This window comes from Bacillus pacificus (assembly GCF_020861345.1).
Taxonomy (GTDB): Bacteria; Bacillota; Bacilli; order Bacillales; family Bacillaceae_G; genus Bacillus_A; species Bacillus_A pacificus.
On sequence record NZ_CP086328.1, the window covers coordinates 1,411,940 to 1,427,806 of the forward strand.

The following is a 15,867-nucleotide window of genomic DNA, read 5'->3' on the forward strand; positions in this document are numbered from 1 at the left end:
TGTAATTCTTTGCTTTTACGTGAAACATTGACTACAATGTGGATTGGTGAGAGAACAGGATACGAAAGGAAGAATTATATGGAGATAAAAGAAATCTCTGTTCCGCAACAAGGTGTTGTAGCGGACTATATGAACGGTAAAAAAGAGATACAGTCGTGTTTTGATTATATGTTAACAGAAGATGCTTTTAAACAGCGTGTACAAGATTTGCGTGAGAGGGAGTTTTTCCGCCAAGATTTAGTAGCGCATTTATTAGAATATAATACAAAATTACAAGCGGGAGAAGCTACAATTCAAAATGTAAAAGCGCTTGGAGATGAAGATACATATGTTGTTATAGCTGGACAACAAGCTGGGTTATTAACTGGACCACTTTATACGATTCATAAAATTATTTCAGTTTTACAGCTTGCGAAGGAAAAGGAAGAAAGTTTAGGCGTTAAAGTTGTTCCTGTTTTCTGGATTGCTGGTGAAGACCATGATATGGATGAAATTAATCATACTTTTGTAACGAAGAATAAAAAAATAAAAAAGACCATTTTTCATGATCGTAATCCGAAAAAGGCGAGTGCTTCAGAGTCTGAGCTTTCTTTGGAAGACTGTAGAAAGTGGATTGAAGAAATTTTTAAAACATACCCTGAAACGAATTTTACAAAGGATGTACTGCAATTTATTGATGATTCTTTAGGGGAATCGAATACGTATGTAGATTTCTTTGGTCACCTTATTATGAAAATGTTCATAAATTCTGGTTTAATTCTTGTCGATTCGCATCATCCTGAATTAAGAAAATTAGAAGTGCCGTTTTTTAAACAAATTATAAGTAAGTATAAAGAAGTGCAAGAGGGGCTTCATAACCAACAGGAAGTAATTAAAGAATTAGGGTATAAGCCAATTATTGAAACAAAGTCTAATGCAGTACATATATTCATGGAAATTGATAATGAGCGAGTGTTGCTTGAAGATAATCAAGGGAAGTTTGTTGGGAAGGATGGGACGTATTCCTTTTCATATGAGGAATTGATTGAAGAGATGGAAAGAAGCCCAGAGCGCTTTAGTAATAATGTTGTAACGCGCCCTCTTATGCAAGAGTATGTATTTCCTACGTTGGCGTTTATTGGAGGTCCAGGGGAATTAGCTTACTGGAGTGAATTACAACAAGTCTTCCATACTATCGGTTTCCGGATGCCGCCTGTCGTTCCTCGTATTACAATCACTTATATTGAGAGGGATATAGCGACAGATTTACATGATTTACAATTGCAAGAGAGTGACCCGTTTTTAAATAACGTAGATAAGTTGCGTGAAAACTGGTTATCTAATCAAATAGAGGAACCGATAGATGAACGATTTGTAGAGGCGAAAAAAGAAATAATTGATATTCATAAGTCATTACAACAGTTTGTGAAGAAAATAGATCCTGGATTAAGTTCGTTTGCGGAGAAAAATGAGTTCAAAATTAATGAACAAATTGAACTGTTGGAAAGAATGTTGAAAAGAAATGTTGAGAAAAAACATGAAGTGGAACTAAATAAATTCCGTCGTATACAATTTGCAATCCGTCCATTGGGAGCGCCACAAGAGCGTGTGTGGAATGTATGTTACTATTTAAATCAGTTCGGTTTGGATTTCGTTGATCGTGTAATGGAAAACCCGTTTTCTTGGAATGGAAAACATCACGTTATAAAACTATAGAATCTTGCTCTTAGGAGCAGGATTTTATTTTTATCCCGTTGAATTTACTGTGAAGTGATTTTTTTCTGAATTATTAATTTTCAAAAAGCTAATATCGTAATTATGCAGGATACTTAAATATATGACAAAATAGCACAAAATGTAAACGTATTATTATCTTTTTCGACAGTTTTTTATTTAAATTCCCGCAAAAGATGATAAAATTTAGTATATAATAAAAGAAAATAGCGATTTGTATAGTATGCTGCCTTTGTAGGCAAGTTAAATGAGTCGTTCTTTCATAGTATTTCGTTCTCTAGTCGTGAAATATACGTTTAGAGGAGGAGATACATTCAACATAATTAATTGGAAAAAGAGTAGGTGCAACAATGTTTAATCACGTAACAGTGCTTTTGAAGGAAACAGTAGATGGCTTAGATATAAAGCCAGGTGGTACATATGTAGATTGTACACTGGGGGGAGGAGGACATAGTTCTTATTTATTATCCCAATTAACTGAAGGCGGAAGATTAATCGCGTTTGATCAAGATGAGATAGCAATTCAAAATGCGAAAGAAAAATTCTCTTCATACGGTGAGCAGTTCATAACAGTAAAGAGTAATTTCCGTTATCTATCTGAAAAACTACAGGAATTAGGTATAACAGAAGTAGACGGTATTTTATTTGATTTAGGTGTTTCATCCCCGCAATTAGATACACCAGAGCGTGGCTTTAGTTACCATCATGATGCACCGTTAGATATGCGAATGGATCAAGATGCCCCATTAACAGCCTATGATGTTGTAAATAGTTGGTCATATGAACAACTTGTAAGAATTTTCTTCCAGTATGGCGAAGAGAAATTTTCAAAACAAATAGCAAGAAAAATTGAAGCGTATCGTGAGAATAAAGCTATTGAAACGACAGGGGAATTAGTAGAACTAATTAAAGAGGGTATTCCAGCTCCTGCTCGTAGAACGGGTGGACATCCTGCGAAGCGAGTGTTCCAAGCGATCCGTATTGCGGTAAATGATGAATTGAAAGTATTTGAAGAAGCGTTGGAATCTGCAATTGAGATGGTCAAGCCAGGCGGAAGAGTTAGTGTTATAACATTCCATTCTTTAGAAGACCGTATTTGTAAAACGACGTTTAAGCGAAATAGTACAACGCCACAATTGCCACCAGGATTACCAATTATTCCTGATGAGTTTAAGCCGAAATTAAAGCTTATTACAAGAAAACCGATTTTACCTTCTGATATAGAGTTAGAAGAAAATAATCGAGCGCGTTCTGCGAAATTGAGAATCGCTGAAAAACGATAAAAAGGGGAGAGAGGTATGAGTAACTTAGCTGTAAAGTACAAGCAACAAGCGCAAGAAGAGGTTCAGATTCAAACGCCCCCACAGCAGATGGTTCAGCCAAAAGCTAAAGCGAAGATTACAAGAATCGAAAAACTGTTGTATGTAGCGTTTATTGGCTTTTTATTGTATGCCTGTGTAGCGTTTATTGGAAATAAAGCAGGCCTTTATCAAGTTAATGTAGAAGCTGCGACAATAGAACAAAAAATTGTACAGCAGCAAAAAGAAAATCAAGAATTACAGGCTGAAGTAGAGAAGTTAAGTCGTTATGAACGAATCGCTGAAGTTGCAAAAAAACACGGGCTAGAAATTAATGCGAATAATGTGAAAGGCCTCAAATAAGGCAATAGGTGTGAAGGGAAAATGAAGAGAGATATGACTAAATTTCATACCAATAAGGGAGCAGGGTATTTTATGATTTTATTCCTCCTGCTCTTTTTGCTGTTATTAGCCCGATTTTTTTACATACAAGCGACAGGAACAGTGCATAATCAGGATTTGGATAAACTCGCTCAGCAAAAACATAGTAAAACAGGAGTTCTCGAAGCAAATCGCGGGACGATTTATGATCAAAACGGTCATGTGTTAGCGCAAGATGCAAACTCTTATAAGCTTGTAGCCGAATTAAAAGGTGCAAAGCCGGTTGAGAATAAAGAGGATACTGCAAAGAAAATTGCGGGCGTACTCGGAAAAGATGAAGAGAAGATTTTAGCTACATTAAATAAAAAAGATAAAAGTCAAGTCGAATTTGGAACGCTAGGTAAAGATTTGACGAAAGAACAGAAGGAACAAATTGAAGCATTGAAATTGCCAGGTATATCTTTTATTACTGAAAATGCAAGAGTGTATCCGAACGGTGATTTTGCATCTTACGTTATAGGTCATGCTAAACCGAATGAAGAGGGAACTTCGGTGGGACAATTTGGTTTAGAAAAAAGTTTAGATAAGTATTTAAGTGCTTCTAACGGAAAAGTAGCTTATACAGGTGACCGTAAAGGTGTGTCTCTTGACGGTGGAACAGTGAATGTAAAGGCACCTAAAAACGGAGATAACACGTATTTAACGATAGATCAACGTGTTCAAAGTTATTTAGAAGATGCGATGAAATCTGCAAGTAAACATTATGACCCAGAAAGTTTAATAGGGATTGTTGCAGATCCAAAAACAGGGAAAATATTAGCGATGTCTAGTAAACCTAGTTATGATCCGAATGATCGTCAAATTCAATATTTCTTCAATGACGCAATTGCAAATGCATTTGAACCTGGATCAACAATGAAAATTTTCACGCTAGCAGCAGCTATAAATGAAGGTGTGTATAAGGGACAAGATTATTATCAGTCTGGTACATATCAAGTCGGGAACCGCAAAATAAAAGATCATAATGGCGGTGCTGGATGGGGATCTATCACATTTGATGAAGGGGTAGAGCGCTCTTCCAACGTAGCGTTTGCTATTTTAGGTGATCAAAAACTTGGTCCAGACCGTTTCAGAAAGTATATCCATGCTTTCGGATTAGATGAAAAAACGAATATTGATTTACCTGGTGAAGGTTCAAATACCATTTTATTCGATCAGCAAATACAGCAAGTAACGACAGCTTTTGGACAAGGCTCCACTGTAACACCAATTCAGCTTGTACAAGCTGCAACTGCTATTGCGAACGATGGAAAAATGATGAAACCTTATACAATTGATAAAATTGTAGATCCGATAACAGGGGAAGTAAAATTAGAACATAAGCCAGAAGAAGTGGGCAAACCGGTGACAAAAGAGACAGCAGCGCAAGTAAGACAGTTATTAGAACGCGTTGTTACATCGCCGAAAGGAACAGGAACTGCTTATAAAGTTGATGGCTATTCAGTTGGTGGTAAAACAGGAACAGCGCAAATTCCGGATGGAAAAGGAGGCTATATGACGGGAAGAGAGAATTATATATTCTCGTTCTTAGGTATGGCACCTATGGATGATCCGCAACTTGTTGTGTATGTAGCTGTTAAACAGCCAAAATTGAAAGATGATGAGAGTGGTGCACAACCTTTAGCTGATATTTTTAAATATGTAACGAAGAATAGTTTAGAGTATTTAAAGATTAAGCCTAATGAAGTGAAAGATCCGAAGAAATATGTGAAAGAGCAGCAAACTGCTGTTCCAGATGTAACGGGAAAAACGATGGAAGAAGCGAAAAAAGCCATTGATAAAGCAAAACTTCGTCCAATCGTATTAGGTGAAGGGAAAGTGCAGCAACAAGTACCGAAAGCAACCGAACAAACATTGAAGGGTGATCGAGTGTTCTTAGTGGGAGATCAACCTACAATGCCGAATATACAAGGCTGGGCACTTCGTGATGTTATGAATTTAGCAAAAACATTAAAGCTTAACCTAAAACCTACTGGTACCGGATATGTAACCGAACAAAGTGTACCAGAAGGAACATTGTTGCAACCTGGTACAGAGTTAGGTGTAACACTTGTACCGCCACTTGAACCACAACAAGAAGCAGAAAAGCCGTAATGGTAAAAGAGAAGAAGTTCTAATTAAATAAGTACAAGCATATATTGGAACAAGCTAGGCGTAAGGGAGGCTTGTTCCAATATGCGTGTATCAAATGTAACAGTTAGAAAACGACTTATTTTTATACTCATATCAGGTATACTTATTTTCACTATCATCGATATTCGTCTTGGATATGTGCAATTTTTTCTTGGGAATATGTTAACGGATCGTGCGAAAGATTCATGGAGTCGTAATATTACTTTTGAACCTGAACGTGGGAAGATTTTAGACCGAAATGGTGTGGAACTTGCTACGAATAAAAGTGCTCCAACTGTCTTTGTTGTACCGAGGCAAATTGAAAAACCAGCAGAGACTGCAGAGAAGTTAGCTGCAGTATTAGGTGTGGAAAAAGATGAGATTTATAAGAGAATTACAAAAAAAGAATCAATTGTAAGGTTAGATAAAGGCGGAAGGAAAATATCACATGATAAAGCGAAAGAGGTAAGAGGATTAAGTTTGAAAGGTGTTTATATCGCAGAGGACTCTATCCGGTACTATCCATTTGGCAACTTTTTATCACACGTATTAGGGTTTGCAGGTAGTGATAACCAAGGTCTTATGGGACTAGAAAAATATTATGATAAAGAACTAAATGGTGATGAAGGTCATGTGCGCTTTTTTGCAGATGCAAAAGGGCAAAGGATGCCTAATGTTGGCGATGATTTCAAAAAACCAGAAGCTGGTTTGAATTTAGGCTTAACAATTGATGCACGTATTAATAGAATTATGGAAAGAGAAATGAATATTGCAGAGTCGACATATAATCCAGATGGTATGATTGCGATTGCGATGAATCCGAAAAATGGTGAAATTTTAGGTATGTCGAGTCGGCCGAGCTTTGATCCAGCAGATTTTCAAAGTGTTTCTCCAGAAGTGTACAATAGAAATTTACCAGTATGGAGTACGTATGAGCCTGGTTCAACATTTAAGATTATTACGTTAGCCGCAGCTTTGAATGAAAATTTAGTAGACTTAGAGAAAGATACGTTTTATGATGATGGAGCAGCTGAAGTTGGTGGAGCTAGATTGAAATGCTGGAAAGCAGGAGGCCATGGTAGCCAAACGTTTTTAGAAGTAGTTCAAAACTCTTGTAACCCAGGATTTATTGAACTGGGTGATCGCCTTGGTAAAGACCGATTATTTAAATACATTCGTAATTTTGGCTTTGGACAAAAAACCGGAATTGACCTGCAAGGTGAAGGTAGTGGGATTTTATTTAATTTAGACAAAGTCGGTCCAGTTGAGCAAGCAACAACTTCATTCGGTCAAGGTGTTTCTGTTACGCCAATCCAACAAGTAGCGGCAGTAGCAGCGGCTGTAAATGGTGGGACATTGTATCAACCGTATATAGCTAAAGAATTTATTGATCCGAAAAACAATCAAGTTGTAAGTAAAAAGACACCTGTAGCAAAAAGAAAAGTTATTTCCAAGGAAACTTCAGAAAAAGTTCGGTATGCATTAGAGAATGTTGTAGCAAAGGGATCTGGTAAAGGTGCTTTCATTGATGGGTATCGTGTAGGTGGAAAAACAGGTACGGCTCAAAAAGTGAAAGATGGTAAATATTTAGAGAATAATTATATTGTATCTTTTATCGGTTTTGCTCCAGCAGATGATCCAGAAATTGTTGTATATGTTGCTGTTGATAATCCGAAAGGTGTAACGCAATTTGGTGGAGTAGTAGCGGCTCCAATTGTTGGGAATATTCTTCGGGATGCACTTCCTGTTATGGGAGTGAAACCGAGAAAAGAACAAGTTGAGAGAGAATATAAATGGGGCGATACACCAACTGTGGAAGTTCCGAATTTAATTGGTATGAAAAAGAAAGACTTACAGACGCAACTCGTCGATTTGAAGCTTGATATAAGCGGAGATGGAGAGAAAGTCATTAAACAGTCCCCAGAAGCAGGAGCTAAAGTGAAAGAAGGCTCAAAAATTAGAATTTACTTCGGGAATTAAAGGTAACCTAGTACGTTTTATGGTACAATTGGTGGAAGTGAGTTCTTTATAGAAGAGTTACTTAATTTGAGACCGCAAGAGTCTCGGTTATAAATAGGTCTATTTATTAGACAGAGTAGCACTTACCTCCTATTTTACATAATTAGGAGGTAACGTGTTGCTTATTAATAAAAGAGATAAATACACAATGTAGAGAGGGTTTAGTGAAATGAAGTTGCATACACTTGTATCATGTTTGCATGATTTTCCAGTTGTTCCAAAAGAAAATCCAGAAATCACATCTATAGAAGCTGATTCACGTAAAGTGAAAGAAGGAAGCTTATTTGTATGTATGAAAGGATATACGGTTGATAGCCATGATTTTGCTAAGCAAGCAGCGGCACAAGGAGCGGCTGCTATTGTTGCGGAAAGACCAATTGATGTTGACGTTCCAGTTGTACTTGTGAAAAATACTTTTCGTTCGTTAGCGGTTTTAGCTGATTATTTTTATGGTCAACCAACACACAAGTTACATTTAATCGGTATTACAGGTACAAATGGAAAGACAACAACATCGCATATTATGGATGAGATTATGCGCGCACATGGTCATAAAACGGGGCTAATTGGAACGATTAATATGAAAATCGGTGATGAAACATTTGAGGTGAAAAATACAACACCAGATGCACTAACACTTCAACAGACGTTTGCAAAAATGGTTGAACACGGTGTGGATAGCACAGTAATGGAAGTTTCGTCACATGCTTTAGATCTTGGCCGTGTACACGGATGTGATTACGATGTAGCAGTGTTTACAAATTTAACACAAGATCATTTAGACTATCATAAAACGATGGAAGAATATAAACATGCAAAAGGGTTGCTATTTGCGCAACTTGGCAATAGTTATAATCATAATCGTGAAAAATACGCGGTATTGAATAACGATGATGCTGTAACAGCGGAATATATGAGAAGTACTGCAGCAACTGTTGTAACGTATGGAATTGATACAACAAGTGATGTTATGGCCAAAGATATCGTTATGACAAGTGGTGGAACTACATTTACGCTTGTAACACCGTATGAGAGTGTAAATGTTACGATGAAATTAATTGGGAAATTTAATGTATATAACGTACTAGCTGCGACAGCGGCAGGACTTGTTTCTGGTGTAAGTTTAGAAACAATCATTGATGTAATAAAGGAACTAGCTGGAGTTCCAGGACGTTTTGAAGTGGTTGATGGTGGACAAAATTATACAGTTATTGTTGATTATGCACATACACCAGATAGCTTAGAAAATGTATTGAAAACAGCAAAACAGTTTGCAAAAGGTGACGTATATTGCATCGTCGGTTGTGGCGGTGATAGAGATAGAACGAAGAGACCAATCATGGCAAGTGTTGCAACACGATATGCAACTCACGCTATTTACACTTCAGATAATCCAAGAAGTGAAGAGCCAGGAGCTATTTTAGATGATATGGTACATGGTGCAAATGGAAATAATTATGAAGTAATTATTGATAGAAAAGAAGCGATATACCATGCAATTGCTAACGCAAAAGCTGAAGATATCATCATTATTGCTGGTAAGGGTCATGAAACATATCAAATTATTGGTAAAGATGTTCATCATTTTGACGATCGTGAAATCGCTAAAGAAGCAATTACAGAGCGTTTAAACAACGAAGAGTAACAACGTGAGAGGAGGACTACATGTGCTTGAGCAAGGTTTATTAGTAACGGCTGGGGTAGCATTCTTAATTTCTGTTGCCCTTTCGCCATTGTTTATTCCATTTTTAAGAAAATTAAAGTTCGGACAGAGTATTCGTGATGAGGGACCAAAATCACATCAAAAAAAATCAGGGACACCGACAATGGGTGGTATCGTCATATACGTATCTATGATGGTAACTTCACTTATTATGGCGATTAAGTTTAATCATTTAGGTGCAGAGGTATCGTTATTACTATTAGTGACATTTGGTTACGGATTGATTGGATTTTTAGATGACTACATAAAGGTAGTTAAGAAGAGAAATCTTGGTTTAACATCAAAACAAAAATTAGTAGGTCAGCTTGTTATTGCTATTGCGTTCTTTTTAATTGGAAAAGGGCAAGCGTTCCACACATACATCATGATTCCGGGAACGGATGTTAAGTTTGAATTAGGTTGGGCGTATTTTGTACTTGTACTATTTATGCTTATTGGTGGATCGAATGCAGTTAACTTAACTGACGGTTTAGATGGTTTATTATCAGGAACAGCTGCTATTGCATTTGGAGCATTTAGTATTATTGCTGTGGCACAAGAGCAATTTGGAGTAGCGATATTCTGTATGGCAGTTGTAGGAGCTGTACTTGGATTTTTAGTATTCAATGCGAATCCAGCAAAAGTGTTTATGGGAGATACAGGTTCATTAGCTTTAGGTGGAGCCATTGCAGCTGTAGCAATTTTATTAAAACAAGAATTGCTACTTGTAATCATTGGCGGAGTATTCGTAATGGAAACTTTATCGGTTATTATTCAGGTTATTTCGTTTAAAACAACAGGGAAACGTGTCTTTAAAATGAGTCCATTACACCATCATTATGAATTATGTGGTTGGTCAGAATGGCGTGTTGTTGTGACGTTTTGGTCTGTAGGATTTTTATTAGCTGTGTTAGGAATTTATATCGGGGTGTGGATGTAATTGAAAACTGTAACTGAATTTCAAAATAAGAATATTCTTGTATTAGGCATTGCAAAAAGTGGTTATGCAGCAGCTACATTGTTACAAAAGTTAGGGGCAAATGTTATTGTAAATGACGGAAAGCCTTTAGCAGAGAATGTACTTGCTGCAGAATTACAAGCAAAAGGAATGGATGTTGTATGCGGTGGTCATCCTTTAGAATTATTAGAGAGAAATATTTCTCTTGTAGTAAAAAATCCAGGAATCCCGTATTCTAATCCAATATTAGTTGCTGCGAAAGAAAAGCAAATTCCAATTGTTACGGAAGTTGAATTAGCATATCGTATTTCAGAAGCACCATTTGTTGGGATTACGGGGTCTAACGGTAAAACGACGACGACAATGCTTACATTTGAAATGCTAAAAGAAGGACAAAAGCATCCCGTAATTGCAGGGAACATTGGAACTGTTGCGTGTGAAGTAGCACAGGATGCAAAAGAAAATGAAGTTGTAGTTACAGAGCTTTCATCGTTCCAATTGATGGGAGTAGAATTGTTCCAACCTAAAATTGCTGCGTTTTTAAATTTATTTGAGGCCCATTTAGATTATCATGGGACGAAAAAAGAATATGGCTTAGCAAAAGCAAATATTTTTAAAAACCAAACAGAAAATGATTATAGTGTAATAAATGCAGATGATGCAGATGTGATGGCTTTATCTGCTTATAGTAAAGGTCAAAAAGTACTGTTCTCAACAACGAAAGAAATTGAAGATGGTGCGTGCATAAAAGATAATGCTCTTTATTTTAAAGGTGAAAAAGTTGTTGAAGTAGGTGATATCGTTTTACCTGGTCAACATAATTTAGAAAATATTTTAGCAGCGATGAGTATCGCAAAATTATTGGGTGTTTCTAATGAAGCGATTACGGCAGTTTTAAAACGTTTTACAGGTGTAAAACATCGTTTAGAATATGTAACAACTATAAACAACCGTAAGTTTTATAATGACTCAAAAGCAACGAATATGTTAGCGACAGAGAAAGCTTTATCTGCGTTTACACAACCGACTGTGTTATTAGCAGGTGGGCTGGATCGTGGAAATGAATTCGATGATTTAATTCCGTATTTCAAAAATGTTAAAGCGATTGTAACATTTGGACAAACAGCTCCAAAATTAGTAAGAGCTGCAGAAAAAGCGGGATTAGATACAATTGAAAGTGTCGATACTTTAGATGAAGCTGTAGTGAAAGCATATGCTCATTCTACAGATGGCGATGTAATTCTTCTTTCTCCAGCATGTGCAAGCTGGGATCAATTTAAAACATTTGAAGAAAGAGGAGACATTTTTATACAAGCTGTGCATAAACTTATATAAAGTAAATCAAAACATCAGTAGGCTAACACCTACTGATGTTTTGTTACATAGGGCAAAAGTTTCTGCCTAAAGAGGTGGTGTTTATGGGTAATGAAGAAAACGCCTGATTTTATTCTCATCATCGTTACACTTGCGTTGTTAACAATCGGAATGATTATGGTTTATAGTGCGAGTGCGGTTTGGGCCTCTTATAAAATGGGGGACTCATTCTTTTTTGCAAAAAGGCAATTGCTATTCGCAGGTCTTGGTGTAGTGGCTATGTTTTTTATTATGAAAATTGATTATTGGGTGTGGCGTACGTATTCAAAAGTAATTTTGCTAGTTTGCTTCATTCTTCTTATTCTCGTTCTTATTCCTGGAGTAGGTCTTGTTCGAGGAGGAGCGCGAAGTTGGATTGGAATCGGGGCATTTTCCATTCAACCGTCCGAATTTATGAAGTTTGCGATGATTATTTTCTTAGCGAAATTTTTAGCGGAACGACAAAAATTAATTACCTCTTTTAAACGTGGTTTACTACCAGCTCTAGGTTTTGTATTTCTTGCTTTCGGAATGATTATGTTACAGCCGGACCTTGGCACAGGAACGGTAATGGTTGGGACATGTATCATTATGATATTTATCTCAGGAGCAAGGGTCTTTCACTTTGCAATGTTTGGTTTGCTTGGTGTAGCAGGATTTGTAGGGCTAATTGCATCAGCACCGTATCGGATGAAACGTATTACATCATATTTAGACCCGTGGTCAGATCCGCTTGGAAGTGGATTTCAAATTATTCAATCGTTACTCGCAATTGGACCAGGTGGATTATTCGGGCTTGGACTTGGACAAAGTAGACAAAAGTTTCTTTATTTACCTGAACCGCAAACAGACTTTATATTTGCAATCTTATCCGAGGAATTAGGTTTTATTGGTGGTTCATTTGTGTTATTATTATTTAGTCTATTATTATGGCGTGGGATTCGTATAGCTTTAGGAGCGCCAGATTTATATGGTACGTTTTTAGCAGTAGGTATTGTGGCGATGATTGCGATTCAAGTAATGATTAATGTTGGTGTTGTAACAGGATTGATGCCTGTTACGGGTATTACTTTGCCGTTTTTAAGTTATGGTGGATCAAGTTTGACATTAATGTTAATGGCAGTAGGTGTATTATTAAATATAAGTCGCCATTCTCGCTACTAAACCCTGTTTTATAAGACAGGGTTTTTCGTATGTGTACGAAGAAACAATATGTATATAGAAATAAATACTGTAATAAGAAAAAGAGAAGCGGAGGAGTTAGTAGTGCGTGTATTAGTAAGTGGTGGGGGCACTGGAGGTCATATTTATCCGGCTCTTGCTTTAATAAGAGAAATAAAAAAATTAAATCCGGAAGCAAGGTTTTTATATATTGGTACGGAGAATGGATTAGAGAGCACAATCGTGCCCAAAGCAGGTATACCGTTTCAATCTATTGTTATAAGTGGATTTAAGCGTAAAATATCGTTAGATAACGTGAAAACGGTGATGCGTTTCCTAAAAGGTGTACAAGATAGTAAACGATATATTCGTCGTTTTAATCCAGATATTGTAATTGGAACAGGTGGATACGTATGTGGACCTGTTGTATATGCTGCGGCAAAATTAGGTATTCCAACTATTGTACATGAACAAAATAGTGTACCTGGTGTAACGAATAAATTTTTAAGCCGCTATGTTGATAAAGTTGCAGTTTGTTTTGAAGCGGCTGCAGAACATTTTCCGCAGTCAAAAGTGGTCATGACAGGAAACCCAAGAGCGTCAGAAGTAATGGATCAAAATGGAATGAAGGGAAAACGTTCAGTAGGTTTATCTCTTCCTAAAAAATCCGTGCTTATTTTTGGTGGCAGCCGTGGGGCTAGACCAATTAACGATGCTTTCGTAGAGGCAATTGAACAGTTTGGAAATAAAAGTTACGAAATATTGTATGTAACAGGTGAAGTTCATTACGACAAAGTGATGGATGCAGTGAAGCAAAAAGGGAATCCGAATAATGTTATTATTAAACCTTTCATTCATAATATGCCAGAAGTACTTACCGGTGTAGACCTGGTTGTCTCAAGGGCTGGAGCAACAACACTTGCAGAATTAACAGCGTTAGGTAAGCCAAGTGTGTTAATTCCGAGTCCTTATGTAACAAATAACCATCAGGAAAAAAATGCACGTTCTGTTGTCGATAAAGGAGCAGCAAAAATGTTGCTTGAAAAAGATTTAACAGCTGAAACACTTATTCGTGATATTGATGAGATTCTATTAGATGCACAAACATTACAAAATATGAAGCTTGCTGCTGGGCAATTAGGTATTCCAGATGCAGCAAATAAGCTGTATGAAGTCATGAGTAAGCTTGTAAAAAAATAACGTTAGGTGAACGCCCTGCATACTACTGTAATAAGGATGCTTAGTATGGGGGAGATTGTTTATGGAGCAATTAGTAAATGAGCTTATAGAAGCAAATGTTGGTCGTGTGTTAGTGGATGAACCGTTAGCACGTTATACAACTATGAAAATAGGTGGACCAGCTGATATTTTAATTGTGCCAAAGCATGTTGCCGGTATTGAAAAAACGTTGCAGTTAGTAAAGAAATATAAAACAAAGTGGACTGTAATTGGTCGCGGTTCGAACCTTCTTGTATCTGATCTAGGTATAGAAGGTGTCGTTATTCGTTTAGGAGAAGGATTAGACCACTTAGAAGTCGAAAAACATAGAGTAAGAGTTGGTGGTGGGTATCCCCTGATTAAATTATCAACTTTACTTAGTCGTCAAGGGCTAGCTGGTCTGGAGTTCGCAAGTGGTATTCCAGGAAGTGTTGGCGGTGCAGTGTATATGAATGCAGGAGCACATAAATCGGATATATCAAACATATTCTCAAAAGCTCTTATTTTGTTTGAAGATGGAACAATTGACTGGTTAACGCATGAAGAAATGGAGTTTTCCTATCGTACATCTGTATTGCAAACGAAACGTCCTGGTATTGTTTTGGAAGCTGAGTTTCAATTGCAGATAGGAGAGCGTGAGGGAATTGTAAGTGTCATGCAAAAGAATAAAGATTACCGTCGTGAAACACAGCCATGGAATCACCCTTGTGCAGGAAGTGTGTTTCGGAATCCAATTCCATACTTTGCCGGAGATTTAATAGAGAAGGCGGGGCTTCGTGGTTATCAAATAGGTGGAGCTCAAATTTCTGAAATGCATGGGAACTTCATTATTAATACTGGTGGAGCTAGCGCGCAAGATGTATTATCTTTAATAGCATTAGTAAAACAAACAATCAAGGATAAATTTAGCGTAGAAATGCATACAGAAGTAGAAATCATTGGAAGATAACGGTTATTCGTTCCGCTCATTATCATTTATGTTATAATAAGAAGATAAGAACGGCATGAGGAACATGCCGTTCTTTATGTTACGTAGGGGGATCGTACATGAAAAATAGTAAAGTGATTAAACTACAGGATCGTGTACCAAAGTTAAAAAATCAACAGAAAAAAAACAAGAAAAATGTTAATCATCGGTTGATTTTATACATATCAATTTTATTTTTATTAGTGCTCTTTTTAATTTATTTTCGGTCTCCGCTTAGCAATATAAAAAAGATAAGCGTGTTTGGAAATCATTATATGACAGATGAACAAGTGATGAAGGAATCAGGTGTGACATATGATACAAGTTATTTCCGAGTGACAGCACATAAAGCAGAAGAAAACTTAACGAAACGAAAAGAAATTAAAGCAGTAAATGTAAAGAAGCGTTTTCCAAATAAAATTGACGTTCATATTGAAGAATATTTAACAATTGGTTATATAAACAAAGATGGGAAATTACAACCGTTATTAGAGAACGGGAAAACACTTGATGTACTCCCGAACGGAAAACTTCCTGTTGCAGCGCCAATTTTTGAACCTTTTAAAGAGGAGAAAATGAAGGAGTTAATTGCTGAGCTTGAAAAATTAACACCAACTATTTTAAGGTCTATTTCTGAAATTCGTTATTCACCGACAAATGCGAATGAAGACCACCTTACTTTATATATGAATGAAGGGTATGAAGTGAGCACTACGATTCAAAATTTCGCAAAACGTATGGAAGCTTATCCACTTATCTTAAAAACAATTGAGCCAGGTAAAAAGGTATTAATTGACTTAGAAGTAGGGGCGTATACGAAAGAATTAGGAGCAGAAGAAAAAAAAGAATAGAATGATAGTTTTCACTACGTTATTGTAGAAAAAACGAAACGAATGTTCTGCTTGGTGCATAGGAATTTACAAGA

12 protein-coding genes are annotated in these 15,867 nt (G+C 36.7%); all 12 read left to right on the forward strand.

The annotated features are described in order from the left end of the window. The first annotated feature begins 78 nt into the window (after window positions 1-78). Window positions 79-1,695, forward strand: a complete 1,617-nt coding sequence (gene bshC, locus LMD38_RS07530) for a bacillithiol biosynthesis cysteine-adding enzyme BshC (protein ID WP_016718324.1) — start codon at window positions 79-81, stop codon at window positions 1,693-1,695. 368 nt (window positions 1,696-2,063) lie between these two features. Continuing rightward, on the forward strand, window positions 2,064-2,996 hold the full coding sequence (gene rsmH, locus LMD38_RS07535) for a 16S rRNA (cytosine(1402)-N(4))-methyltransferase RsmH (protein ID WP_000481789.1): 933 nt from the start codon (window positions 2,064-2,066) through the stop codon (window positions 2,994-2,996). A gap of 15 nt (window positions 2,997-3,011) precedes the next feature. Continuing rightward, window positions 3,012-3,374, forward strand: a complete 363-nt coding sequence (gene ftsL, locus LMD38_RS07540) for a cell division protein FtsL (protein WP_000067081.1) — start codon at window positions 3,012-3,014, stop codon at window positions 3,372-3,374. Window positions 3,375-3,395: 21 nt separating this feature from the next. Continuing rightward, window positions 3,396-5,546: a penicillin-binding protein gene (locus LMD38_RS07545; protein ID WP_080454328.1), complete on the forward strand. Its 2,151-nt coding sequence runs from the start codon at window positions 3,396-3,398 to the stop codon at window positions 5,544-5,546. 81 nt (window positions 5,547-5,627) lie between these two features. Then, on the forward strand, window positions 5,628-7,544 hold the full coding sequence (locus LMD38_RS07550) for a stage V sporulation protein D (RefSeq protein ID WP_001266225.1): 1,917 nt from the start codon (window positions 5,628-5,630) through the stop codon (window positions 7,542-7,544). A gap of 208 nt (window positions 7,545-7,752) precedes the next feature. Continuing rightward, window positions 7,753-9,228, forward strand: a complete 1,476-nt coding sequence (gene murE, locus LMD38_RS07555; RefSeq protein WP_000766300.1) for a UDP-N-acetylmuramoyl-L-alanyl-D-glutamate--2,6-diaminopimelate ligase — start codon at window positions 7,753-7,755, stop codon at window positions 9,226-9,228. 22 nt (window positions 9,229-9,250) lie between these two features. After that, window positions 9,251-10,225: a phospho-N-acetylmuramoyl-pentapeptide-transferase gene (mraY, locus tag LMD38_RS07560; RefSeq protein ID WP_000893058.1), complete on the forward strand. Its 975-nt coding sequence runs from the start codon at window positions 9,251-9,253 to the stop codon at window positions 10,223-10,225. Beyond that, window positions 10,226-11,578, forward strand: coding sequence for a UDP-N-acetylmuramoyl-L-alanine--D-glutamate ligase (gene murD, locus LMD38_RS07565; protein WP_000860122.1), 1,353 nt, complete (start codon window positions 10,226-10,228; stop codon window positions 11,576-11,578). It abuts the gene before it with no gap. 90 nt (window positions 11,579-11,668) lie between these two features. Next, window positions 11,669-12,760, forward strand: a complete 1,092-nt coding sequence (gene spoVE / locus LMD38_RS07570; RefSeq protein ID WP_000753510.1) for a stage V sporulation protein E — start codon at window positions 11,669-11,671, stop codon at window positions 12,758-12,760. A 102-nt stretch (window positions 12,761-12,862) separates the two neighbouring features. Further along, a complete protein-coding gene (gene murG, locus LMD38_RS07575) occupies window positions 12,863-13,957 on the forward strand; it encodes an undecaprenyldiphospho-muramoylpentapeptide beta-N-acetylglucosaminyltransferase (RefSeq protein ID WP_228920239.1) in 1,095 nt (364 codons plus the stop codon). A 61-nt stretch (window positions 13,958-14,018) separates the two neighbouring features. Next, window positions 14,019-14,924, forward strand: coding sequence for a UDP-N-acetylmuramate dehydrogenase (murB, locus tag LMD38_RS07580; RefSeq protein WP_048550540.1), 906 nt, complete (start codon window positions 14,019-14,021; stop codon window positions 14,922-14,924). Window positions 14,925-15,022: 98 nt separating this feature from the next. Continuing rightward, complete coding sequence (divIB, locus tag LMD38_RS07585) at window positions 15,023-15,793, forward strand: cell division protein DivIB (RefSeq protein WP_000798232.1); 771 nt, start codon at window positions 15,023-15,025, stop codon at window positions 15,791-15,793. Window positions 15,794-15,867 lie beyond the last annotated feature (74 nt).

Bases quoted from the DNA above. Each gene is read 5' to 3' on its own strand.
- murE (WP_000766300.1), top strand. From the start codon at position 7,753: ATGAAGTTGCATACACTTGTATCATGTTTGCATGATTTTCCAGTTGTT.
- ftsL (WP_000067081.1), top strand. From the start codon at position 3,012: ATGAGTAACTTAGCTGTAAAGTACAAGCAACAAGCGCAAGAAGAGGTT.
- divIB (WP_000798232.1), top strand. From the start codon at position 15,023: ATGAAAAATAGTAAAGTGATTAAACTACAGGATCGTGTACCAAAGTTA.
- LMD38_RS07550 (WP_001266225.1), top strand. From the start codon at position 5,628: ATGCGTGTATCAAATGTAACAGTTAGAAAACGACTTATTTTTATACTC.
- spoVE (WP_000753510.1), top strand. From the start codon at position 11,669: ATGAAGAAAACGCCTGATTTTATTCTCATCATCGTTACACTTGCGTTG.
- bshC (WP_016718324.1), top strand. From the start codon at position 79: ATGGAGATAAAAGAAATCTCTGTTCCGCAACAAGGTGTTGTAGCGGAC.
- murB (WP_048550540.1), top strand. From the start codon at position 14,019: ATGGAGCAATTAGTAAATGAGCTTATAGAAGCAAATGTTGGTCGTGTG.
- LMD38_RS07545 (WP_080454328.1), top strand. From the start codon at position 3,396: ATGAAGAGAGATATGACTAAATTTCATACCAATAAGGGAGCAGGGTAT.
- rsmH (WP_000481789.1), top strand. From the start codon at position 2,064: ATGTTTAATCACGTAACAGTGCTTTTGAAGGAAACAGTAGATGGCTTA.